Annotated in this window: 7 protein-coding genes; 4 read left to right on the top strand and 3 right to left on the bottom strand. The window is 61.4% G+C overall.

The window, feature by feature from the left end; translation table 11 throughout:
• Window positions 1-18 precede the first annotated feature (18 nt).
• The 4 genes from NKI50_RS27245 to NKI50_RS27230 all read left to right on the top strand — a co-directional run bounded on the left by NKI50_RS27245 (window position 19) and on the right by NKI50_RS27230 (window position 7,309).
• Window positions 19-462, top strand: a complete 444-nt coding sequence (locus NKI50_RS27245) for a hypothetical protein (RefSeq protein ID WP_352718135.1) — start codon at window positions 19-21, stop codon at window positions 460-462.
• Between the two features lie 112 nt (window positions 463-574).
• Complete coding sequence (locus NKI50_RS27240; RefSeq protein WP_352718133.1) at window positions 575-1,876, top strand: hypothetical protein; 1,302 nt, start codon at window positions 575-577, stop codon at window positions 1,874-1,876.
• Between the two features lie 72 nt (window positions 1,877-1,948).
• Window positions 1,949-2,152, top strand: a complete 204-nt coding sequence (locus tag NKI50_RS27235) for a hypothetical protein (protein ID WP_352718131.1) — start codon at window positions 1,949-1,951, stop codon at window positions 2,150-2,152.
• Window positions 2,153-2,464: 312 nt separating this feature from the next.
• On the top strand, window positions 2,465-7,309 hold the full coding sequence (locus NKI50_RS27230) for a P-loop NTPase family protein (RefSeq protein ID WP_352718129.1): 4,845 nt from the start codon (window positions 2,465-2,467) through the stop codon (window positions 7,307-7,309).
• A gap of 284 nt (window positions 7,310-7,593) precedes the next feature.
• Here the strand turns inward: NKI50_RS27230 and NKI50_RS27225 are convergent, their stop codons facing one another.
• The 3 genes from NKI50_RS27225 to NKI50_RS27215 all read right to left on the bottom strand — a co-directional run bounded on the left by NKI50_RS27225 (window position 7,594) and on the right by NKI50_RS27215 (window position 10,354).
• On the bottom strand, window positions 7,594-7,743 hold the full coding sequence (locus NKI50_RS27225) for a hypothetical protein (protein WP_352718127.1): 150 nt from the start codon (window positions 7,741-7,743) through the stop codon (window positions 7,594-7,596).
• A gap of 58 nt (window positions 7,744-7,801) precedes the next feature.
• Window positions 7,802-8,572 (bottom strand): HsdM family class I SAM-dependent methyltransferase, encoded by a 771-nt coding sequence (locus tag NKI50_RS27220; protein ID WP_502900388.1) that lies wholly within the window; start codon window positions 8,570-8,572, stop codon window positions 7,802-7,804.
• Window positions 8,573-8,746: 174 nt separating this feature from the next.
• Window positions 8,747-10,354: a prenyltransferase/squalene oxidase repeat-containing protein gene (locus NKI50_RS27215; protein WP_352718123.1), complete on the bottom strand. Its 1,608-nt coding sequence runs from the start codon at window positions 10,352-10,354 to the stop codon at window positions 8,747-8,749.
• Window positions 10,355-10,455: the final 101 nt, after the last annotated feature.

The raw sequence follows: 10,455 nt of genomic DNA, 5'->3' as shown, positions 1-10,455 counted from the left end.
TCGACCAAGGCATCGTGATTGGCGGAGGCGAAGCGGCCGGTCGTTGCGGAGATTGCGGCAGAGGTCTGTTCACGGGTGGTTTCGAGCGACGCCGTGCCGGCAGGAGCCGGCGACCAGCACGGGCTGACCACCGTCGAGCGCGTCGCCAAAGTAGAGGGGCACGATCTGGTCGACGCCTTGGTGGCCGAAGTAGTCGAGGGCAAATCTGGCTTGGCGCGCAATGACAGGAGAAATTTCGGCGCCTTGGCCGTCGCCTGCGCACCTCCCACTGAAGCCACCGTTCATATTGGCAGCGACATCTCTGGCCATTGCGGAGGCCGCTTCCTCGGTCCCGCCGGCGCCCCGGTGATTGCCGTCGAAACCAGCGCGTCGCGCGTTTGCGAGACTGCTGTCGCGTTAGCGCGCGGGAACAGCGTCGCCCGCGAGTGCGAGACCGCGAGCGGCGTATTGGCTTGCAAGTAGACGTATCCAAAAAACAAGAGCCGAAGCCTGTTCGGGCGGATGGCAGGCGGCCAAGCTCCGCTGTGGATGGGGCAGATAATTAGATAAAGCCCGCCCGTCACGGGGTGCGTCCTTGCTTGACATCGTGCCCAATTATATGGGCGACGATGCCATTGCGAACCGTCTGCGTGAGCAGCTGGGCGCCGCGATCGAGAACTTGGAGCCCTATGAACCTTATTCGAACTGGGGCGATGCGCGGTTCATCGCACGCTGTGCCAACAACATGCTTCAGCGGTCGAACTGGACAGACATCGGGGAGGGTAAGCTGGTTTATCAGCCGCCCGCGGATGAGGCCGCTCATTTTGCAGCGATGAAGGAGAAGCGGGGCGAATTCCTCCGATCGACCGAAATCGAGGCGCGCATCAGTCTGGCTATGGCTGGAGAAGGCGAACACGCCACCGCCTCAACGGCACGCGATGCGGTCGAGTATGCAGAGGGCGATCTCCCCGACGACAGTGATACCGATGCTCTCAGATCGCGCTCGACGAGGCTGATCACGACCTTTTCCGCCGGCCTCGGGCGGATCCTCGAGATCGAGCCCAGGCTCTTCAAAGCGGCGATGCGCATGGCCTTCGCAAGCATGACTTGGCGCTGGAAGAGCTATCAGGAGGACGGGGCCGAACATGCGCGTTTCGAAGCGGAGCGGGCCGCAGCGATCGATGCAGCGGTCTCGGCCGAGGTGGACTGGCTGGATGGCGGCGCCGAATCTGTATGGCCGACATGGCCCAAGGAGCGTCCCCATCTGCGCCGCGGCTCGCGCATTCGCGTTCCTGGACCAGTCCCACCGGCACAGTTCGACGAAGACGAGGCGATCGAGATCGTCCACGTCGACAGCGCGGCTGCGGCGCAGTGGCTGGCGATGATCCAGGCCGCGCCTAAGGGATCGATCGGCTGGCGGCAGGAGGTGGTCGCGGCCTATGCTGACTGGACCGCGCGGATGAACGGGTTGGGGCTGTCGGTTGATACCGAGATCGACCGCGATCCCCACGACTGGAACCTGCACTATTATGCGCTGTTCGCCGAGCGGCTACTCGACGGCACGCCTATGTCGTTCGATCCCGATCTGATGCTCGTGACCGATTTGCCAGACGAGCCCTTCTGCGAGGTCGCGCAGACGGTCATGCATGCGGCCGACGCGCTCTATTTCAATGATCCCCAGCGTACCGCTTCTCGGCCTGCCGATCTGCGCACCAAGCTGGTGGAGCGGGTGATCGCGCTCAAGCGGTGGGAATATGCCGGCGATCCGGCCAGCTCGCGGATCGACATGGAAAGTGGCGGATCATCGCGAAGATGCTCCTCAATACTCACGATCCATTCAACGGGAAATATAGCTATCTCCCGCCATTACTCGTCGACCGCGTGGACCCGCTGCTAGCCACAATGCGCCCCCTGCTGCGGGGCGGCCCGACGGTGTTCGTGGCGCTTTGCACTATGAAGCTGCTCCTCGTTGCGCCGCGGGCGGCACCTCGACTTTGTCCTCGATGCCGTGGCGGCCTGGTTCGATCGCACCCACACGGCGGGCCTGTGGATCACCGCTGGCATCAGCGGTCGCGTCGTGCGCTGGTTCGACCCCGCCTTCGCCGAACAACCGGACCTGCTGATTCGGGCGCATCCCGCGCGGGGCCGATCGACCGCGCGTTGGGCAATCTGATCGGGGTTGGCGTCGCTGAGGCGCATGAGCTGGAGTTGCGGGTAGAAGCGGCGGCCGGCGACGCGCATGCATCGGTCGCGCATCTGGATCGGGGAAGCTGAGAAGTTGCTCCTACAAGCCGGACACGGAAGGCGAATCGTGGCACACATCCACATCGGCTCAAACAGCGCGGTCCGCGGACGGTCTCGCGGATTGCAGGTTAGCTTCTGCGGCGGCCAATATGTAAATGGAAGTGAGATAGCCTCCGCTGGCGCAGACCTTGCTTTGCCCGCATAATTGGCGACTATCTTTCTCTATGCCAGGGCGGCGCTCGTGGATATTCTTGACTCACAGATCAATGCGCCAAGCAAGTGGCAGACCTTCGAGGACCTGACCTGCGCCTTGTTCGCGGAAGTATGGAAGGATCCGACCGCGCAGAAGAACGGCCGGACCGGCCAACCGCAGCACGGTGTCGACGTGTACGGCACGCCCGAATGGAGACCGGGTGCTTATTTCGGTGTTCAGTGCAAGGGCAAGGACCAAGGCTTTGGCGGAAAGGCTACCAAGGCCGAGTTCGACAGCGAACTCGCCAAGGCAGAGACGTTCGCACCAATCCTCGGGAAATGGTATTTTGCAACGACGGCCGAGGTCGATGTGGGGCTTCAGGAGCATGCCCGAACTGTCTCCGCCGCGCGGGTTGCCGCCGGCAAGTTCGAGGTAGATATTCTTGGTTGGAGTGCTCTCAAGGCCTTGGTGGCAAAGCATCCATCGGTCATCCGTCAATTCTACCCTGAGCTCGCAGCAGGCGCCGTCGATCTCGAACGTGTTGCCGAAGCCGCCCATTCCGCCTTGGGGTCAATCGAGGACCGCTTGCGCCGCGGCAGTGAAAGTCTCCAACTGCCCCGGTCGGATCTGGTTGCGCGCGCATCGGTCTGTCTTGCCGAGCAGAACATCCTCCGCGTCACCGGCGAGGGCGGAGGTGGTAAGTCGGCGATCCTGAAGCGCCTGGCACGTGAGCATTTGGGGCCGCTTTTCGTTCTGAAGGATAATAGGGTTCGGGCCGGCTCGCTCGCCGAATATTTGGTGCAGCTCGGGATTGTCGAGACGCCTACAAAGCTGTTCGAGCGCCTCGGACGTGGCGGCAATCTGCTGATCCTAATCGACGGGGCGGACCGGCTCCTGCTCTCGGAACGGCGCGGGGTCGTGACGGACCTGCTTTCGCTCGCAGCACGTCATCTGGATGCCGGCAACTGGAGGATGATTACTTCCGCTCGCGCGTACCAGGATCGGGACCTAGTGCTCGCCGCGCTCAATGACGCGGGGATCGGGAAGTCGGCGAGCCTGCCGATTGATGCGATAGACGAGGAGGATTGTGAGGCTGTGGCCAAAGCATTCCCGGCTTTTGCATCTTTACTCAGACGGGATGATCTTGCCCAACAGAACCGCCGGCTCTTTCTTCTTCGCGAGCTTTTAAAACTCGACGTACCGCCGGAGGGGCGTATCACCGAAATGGATCTGGCCGGAAAATGGGCCAATGCAGAGCAGAATGATGCCCGCCTGACGGCTTGTCGGACCAAGGCTCTGTCGCAGATGGGGCGCTGGCTCGTCGAACATCCGGCGCGCGCACCTGGGAGCGCCGCCTTCGACCCGGAAGGAGCGCTCTGCCTCATAAGCGACGGCACGCTGGTTTCAGACCCGCGCTCCGATGCACTCACTCTTGCCTTTGATGTACACGAGGATTGGCTCGTCGCCCGTGGCCTGCTTCCGGACTGCGATCGGCTCGGCGAGCGGTTGCGTGAGAGCGGCGAGCCATTGTGGTGGCTTCGAGCGGTGAGGCTCCTCGGGCAACTGTGTCTTGAGCAAGGCCACTATGTCCGTTGGCGCGAAGTGTATGCGGCACTCGAAGCCGACACCTCAATAGATCCTGCCTGGGGTAGGGCGTGGCTCGTCGCGCCGCTCTACACCGAAGCCTGTGGCGCAATCCTCACCGACCTCGGTCCCGCCCTCGAAGCCGATGACTTCCGGCTGATCCGCCGTCTTCTTGACACGCTGCTCGTATCTGAGACACGGCTGGACGAAACGCTCCTGCACTCGCCGCACCTTGCCCACTTTACCGAAAGCCAACGCTACGCGATCGCAAGCTATGGCAAGCAGCCCGTGCGGCGGAGCTGGGTTCCCTTCCTCCGTTGGTCGCTGCCGAAATGGTCCAATTGGCCGAAGAGTCTTGTTCCTCAGCTTGCCGAGACAGCGCGCGTTTTCTGCCGCGCAACGCTCAAGATCCCGAACGCCCACAGCCAGGCCATAGGACAGATCGTACGCCCCTGGCTGGATGAGATCGAGGAATGCCGTCACTTGCTCGGCTGGAGTGATAGACGTGAGCCCTTCGGGATCGATTTGCCGGACCGCGACGCTTGGAAGCTGATCGAGGAGAAACTTCGTGAGGCTCTAATATTCTGTGCTCAGTCGGACGCACGCGGTGTCGAAGCCTATCTCGCGCGTCTGGCCAACGATCGGCGCCTTGACAGCCCGCGCCGCAAGTTGCTGAAATCCCCTAGCTATCTGCCGGGTAAGTTTCCGGACACGTGGGCTAAGCTTTGCGCTAGCCATTATCTGCCGCCTCGGCGCCGCTCGCGTGACACTCAGTCGATCCTCGGCCGCGAGCTATTTACTTCGTACGACGCTCATAGTGCGGGGCTCCCTGAAAGCCAAAGTTGTTACCCGCCCGGCCCTTCACGCGCGGGTTTCCTTGAGCTGTTCGAGGCCGACGAAGTGTTAGCGCTCGATCTTTTCCATCGGATCGAACGGCGGGCCTCCGTCTTCTGGCGCTGGTACGCCCGCTGTCACGACGGGGAACGACCGCTTGCGCTGAAACTCCAAATCGATGGGCATATCATCGCTCTCTGGGGCGACGAGACCGTTTACCGCTGGTCTCGCGCCGTACTCGGATCGAACGTCTTGGGTTCGATGCATCTCGCGCTCGACGAATGGATGCATCGGCAAGCATCTAACGGACGTGATGTAGGGGAGCTTATCAGGCTAGCAGTCCAGCCCAATGGTCTGGTGGCGACGGCTGGTCTGTGCATTTCGCTTCTCAAGGCCCATGTAAACACGCCGAGTGCAATTGATCACGCTGCGCCCTTTCTCGGGGCGCCCCGCTTCTGGAACTATGACATTCGGAAGCATTTCGACGACCAACAACCGACGCACCGGATAAGCTTCAGCTTCTCAGAGCGTGACCATCACTTCGATCAAGTCGAGGAGATATTCGAGCGGCATAAGGTGCAGTTGCCGATGTCGCACACGTTGATGCTTCCCTTCCGTCTCAAAGCCGGCGAAGCCGCCCAAGCCGAGTTCGACGCCTTGCGCGCCGCGTGGAGTTTGGAGAATCTCGCCGAAGACGAACGACAGCTTGCCGATTCACCTTGGGTCGCGGCGAACGAGGAGCGGTTCGCGCGCATCCTCTCCGACAGCGACAAGGATCAGGTCAAGATCAGCTATAATGAGGCCGAGCAGCGCATAGAAGCCCATATCAATCCTCCGGCCGAGCAGCTCAAGGTCCTCGAGGCGGCGGAAGAGAACCGGCGCAAGATGGGACAGGTGAATCGGTTGGCGATGTGGGCGGTCCACTCACGCGAGAGAGGAGGTATCGAAGAAGCCTTGACTCTTGAAGAGGCGATCGGACTTGCTGATCAAGTGATGGCCGAACCGCCCGAAGACACCGATGACGACGGGTTCGGACTGGCCCGGAGAATGACCTCCTTCGCCATTGTTGGCGCTGCAGCCGTTGTCGTCGCAAGGGCCGACGCGGCTTTTCTCGATGGACGGCTCGAATGGGTTCGCAAGCGGCTTTTGGCGGGCTGTGGGAATCCGCGATCGCTGGCAGAAGAAAGCTTTACTGTTGATAATGCGCTCCTCAGCTTTGATGCTCAGGATATCGGCGCATGGGGGCTCTCCGCCTATGCATGCCGCCAGCGCGACGCCGCCATCGAGCGGCGCGTACTCGAACTAGCGGTCGACCGGCTGCATGGCATTCAAAAGGCAGTGCTCGATGGACTTCTTTGGGACGCCAACCCGGATTTTGCTCGACGGGTGACCTTTGCCGCGCTGGATGTCTGTGTGATCGACATCGGCCATTTCTGGTTCAAGGGCAGCGAGGAAAAGGCCGCGAAGCGCATGGCTAGGAGGCGATTGAAGATCATCAAACGCGCTGCGCGACCCTGTCCTGCGGACCGAGCTCCAGACCTTCCGCCAGTACCCTACAAGCCTCAGTGGATACGCGGTCGCGCATGGTATCTTCCGCCGCGCCGCATTCGGCTGATCTCGCCGGTCGTGCTCGATTGGGGGCGCGTCCCGGAAATTCTAACCCGTCTCGATTGGCGTCGCCTTTCGAGCGAGACAACGGCGCGCGATGCCTTCGCGACCTATTTGAAGGGCCTCGTTGAATGGACCCGGGACTATTCGGAAGGCGAGGAGTCGCGCCGGCACGACCGGCGCTATCCCTTCGAGTGGGCGCACAAGATGGCGCGCGAGGTCGGTCGCTTTGCGGCCTTCCATGGTGATGGGGCGCTCTGGAGCAGCCTGACCCGATTCGAAGAGAGAGATCACGGCCGGGACCTAGTCGGCAACTATATGGAGGCGATTGTCCACGAACTGATTGTCAGCGAGCGGAGGCCCGACGCGCGCTTCTGGTCCGCGTGGAAGACCGCGGCAGAATGGGTCATTGCGACCGCCGTCCCATCTCGGCAAACCAATTACGATTCGCTCGACAATTGCGTGGAGGCTGCGGGGTTCGTGGGTCCTTGGTCGACTCCGATCCCGCCCGGTTGGCCGCATCTCGCAGATCTTCTGGAATGGATTGACACCTGGCAACGAGGGACGCTTCATCTCCGCCGAGCGGCGTGGCTATCACTGCGTGTGGTTGAGCGGATGTCGTTGGACGAACGCGCTTCCACCTACACGCGATGGCTCGCCCGTCTTGTCGAGACGCATGGCCGCGATCCGAAATTCTGGCAATATGAAGATCTTGGCGACCGCGCGGCCGCATTGGCGAAGCCATTGGCCGATCATGCGGCCAGCGACAAATCCGAGATGCGGCGCATATTGGCCATTATAGCCGATGCTGGTTCGAACGCTGCGCTTGCGATTGTCCCACTGTTTGTGCAGCGGAAGGGCCTCTAGGGGAACAGGCCGTGGTCCTGTATAGACTTGTCTATGTAGACATAGGTGCAGGGTGGCGCAAACGACAACCAGCAGCTTCATGTTCGCCGGCTCATTGGTGAAAAGAGCCTTGGCCGCTTCCTCGTACACCTCGGTTTTGGACAAACCGCCCTTGGCCTCAACGCCCTTCAGCAACTCGGTGTAGGTGTTGTAAATGACCTGCCGGTCGGTATCGGTGTTGGCGCCCGTCTCTTCCTTTGTGATGTCCTGCGCATTCGGATTGTACGATGTGATCAGGGGCGCACTTATTGCGGAACGGGGTTTTTTTGAAAAAGCTCGAAGTACTTGCAGGCTTCGTAGATGCTGGAGGCCACGAGAATTGCGTTGCCGCGTTCGCTTGACAGGCGGGGCTTCACGCTGAAATCGAAGACGATGTCGCTGACGACACGATCCATGCGGGATCGCGAGCTGAGCACGTTGCATCGTGCCCCATTTCTTTTTTAGCTCATCCCTTTACCAGTCATTCAGGGCCTCGGTTTTGGCATCGAACCACTGATCAATTTTGTCCTCTGAACCCAGGCGCTGGTCGATATCGCGTGCTTCATAAACGAGGTCGAGAACGACTTCGTCCTCCACCGCCTCGCTGAATTTGTAGGTGTGGATGATGTATCCCTTGCGCACAAGGTTGCGCCGGAGTTCGGCTTCGGCGTTGCCGCGGAAGAGAACGCCGTGCGGCAGAATGCAGGCGCCCTTACCGGCGCTCTTCAGCGACCGGACGATGTGTAGCAGGTAGGCGTAATCGCCCTGCTTGGCGGGCGGTACGCCGAAACGACTTAAAGCGATCAGCTCATCATGAAGCGGGTCAAGCCCGGTGCTCCAGCGCTTGTCGCTGAAGGGCGGATTGGCGACGACGTAATCAAAGGTCTTGAGCGCATCGCCGTCGCGGAATTTGGGATCGGTGAGAGTGTGGCCCTGCATGATCATCGCGGTGGGTGCGTTGTGCAGGATCATGTTCATGCGCGCGAGACCGCTGGTGGCCGAATCCTTCTCCTGCCCGTAGAGCGTGACATTGGTCCCGGCCTCGTCGGCCACTTTCAGCAGCAGCGATCCCGATCCGCAGGTCGGGTCGTAGACGGTGGTGTCGCCGCTGGTCTTGGCGGACCGAATGCCGATGATCTGCGCCATGATGCGGCTGACTTCGGCGGGGGTGTAGAACTGGCCTTTGCTCTTTCCGCTCTCAGTCGCGAAATGGCGCATCAGATATTCGTCTGCATCGCCGAGAATGTCGTCGCCATCGGCGCTCGTTGCTGCCGAACTGGTAACGTCCGGTCATCAGCACATCCGGGCCATTTCGCCGGGGCATCGCTGCCCCATATTCTTCCGCGGCCTTGCGGAATAGCCGCCATAACGTCCTTTGGAATATCGCTTCTTTTCATCATCCCCCTCAATCACGTACATTCACTCCAACAGGTTCAAGTCGAGCAGCGACCGGGCATACTTTTCGATAAAGCGCCGGGCATGCTTCATCCCGTCTCTGAGTTCCGCTTCGCTAATTTCGTGAGCGCGATGGATGATCCCGTCACCCCGCCCGACCAACGCACTCAGATTGTCGCGGTGGGACAGCCGTTGCGGCGCGTGCAGCACCCCGATCCGTTGCAACGCAGCCTGCAGAGCGCCGAGCGCTTCCCGGGGGCCGAGCGTCTCAGTGCCGTTTTCGCGGAAGGCTGACAGCGCCAAATCTTCCCGCCGCTCAAACAGCCCATAGAGGAACATTTCCACAGCATGCACGGTCGCTATGGCAGCAAGCCGCCGATTATTGGCGCCGCCTTCCAGCTGCAGCTCTTCTGCCTTGCCGAAGAAGTCGCGCGCCATCAGGAGAAAGCCATCGACCTGCGGCAGCATCTCGTTTTGGCGCGCGAGATATTCAAGCACCAAGGCCGCGACAAAATCCTCTGCCCACGGCTCTGCCTGCCAGCCTCCCAGCACGGTCTGACCGGAGACCAGCCAGGCATCTCCAGCCGCCAGCACGTGGGGCACGTCATCGACAAAATCAGACCGGCGAATAGCCTCCATCGCGAGTGTCGTGGCGATGACCTCGGGATCGTCGTCGCCCGCGTCGCGCGGAAGCGCGCCTGTGTCAGGAATAACTTGTGTGATCAGCCATGACACGGCTTTCCGAATTGCGTCGTGGTAGCGGTCATCGCCAAGCCGCTGAAGGGCGACTGTCGCAAGGGCCGTGGCGCGCAGGCCGGGCCGGGGAACCCCTTCTCTAGTTTCATTCCAGTAGCCCCCACCCTCCTGGCGGCGCACGAGGCGATCAGTCAGGACCGCAATTTCCCGGCGCAGATCGCCGATAAGTTTCGGGCTTCGCGAACAGCGCCAGAGTGCGTAGCCGATATCTTCAACCGGGGCGGCGGCTTCTCCCTCGCCAGTGCCGAGCGCGATCATATGCGTTGCGCATTCGGCCAGCGCGCCGTCAAGGCGCCCCGCTTCCGTGGCGCTGCCGTAAAGGTCCAGGAACCACGCCAGCGAATAAGACCAGTCGGCAGGCAAGTCCTGCCCATTGTGATCCCTTGCGACGACGGCCACGACGGCGTTGCGGCCTTCGGGCGTGCGGGGCTCTATCCCAAGGATCGGGTATAATTCGGGTGTCGGCTGCTGAAGGATACGCGCCGGCACGAGCGAGAGTGCTTTCTCCAGCGAGGGAGGAAAATCCTCCAGTTCTTCGGCCAGTTCGGCAGCTTCTCTCCTTCGTCCCTCGCGGCGCGCTTCTACATATTCTGCCGCAACCACGGCAATGGTGCGCTGCGCCCGTTCAGCGGTGCTGGTGGCAATCAGCTCGGCCGGAATGTCACCATCCTTGATCGCCCAGTGCGTACGGTGCTGTTCGAACTGTTGAATGCCCAGCCGGTCCGCAATTCTCAACACCGCTGACCGGTCGAGAAAGGCATGTTTCGGATCGGGCTCGAAGGTGAAGGCCAGTTCGTGTCCGCGCCGAACGATATTGCGTATGCGGCTGTGCCGGACCACGCGCGCGTGCGGGCCTCCCGCCCCGACTTCGTACATCAAAAGCGCCGGGATTTCCTCCAGCCGGCGCAATGTTTCAGGGCGCGAGGTCGATAGCCTCGGCCTCGGCGCCGCTAGATTCCTTGAACCGGTCAATGGTT

This window comes from Mesorhizobium sp. M0563, assembly GCF_040321065.1.
In the GTDB taxonomy this organism is placed as follows: domain Bacteria; phylum Pseudomonadota; class Alphaproteobacteria; order Rhizobiales; family Rhizobiaceae; genus Mesorhizobium.
The sequence above is the reverse complement of the archived record's forward strand: the minus strand, read 5'-3'. Positions and strand labels throughout refer to the sequence as shown.

Bases quoted from the DNA above. Each gene is read 5' to 3' on its own strand.
- NKI50_RS27225 (WP_352718127.1), bottom strand. From the start codon at position 7,743: ATGGATCGTGTCGTCAGCGACATCGTCTTCGATTTCAGCGTGAAGCCC.
- NKI50_RS27215 (WP_352718123.1), bottom strand. From the start codon at position 10,354: ATGTACGAAGTCGGGGCGGGAGGCCCGCACGCGCGCGTGGTCCGGCAC.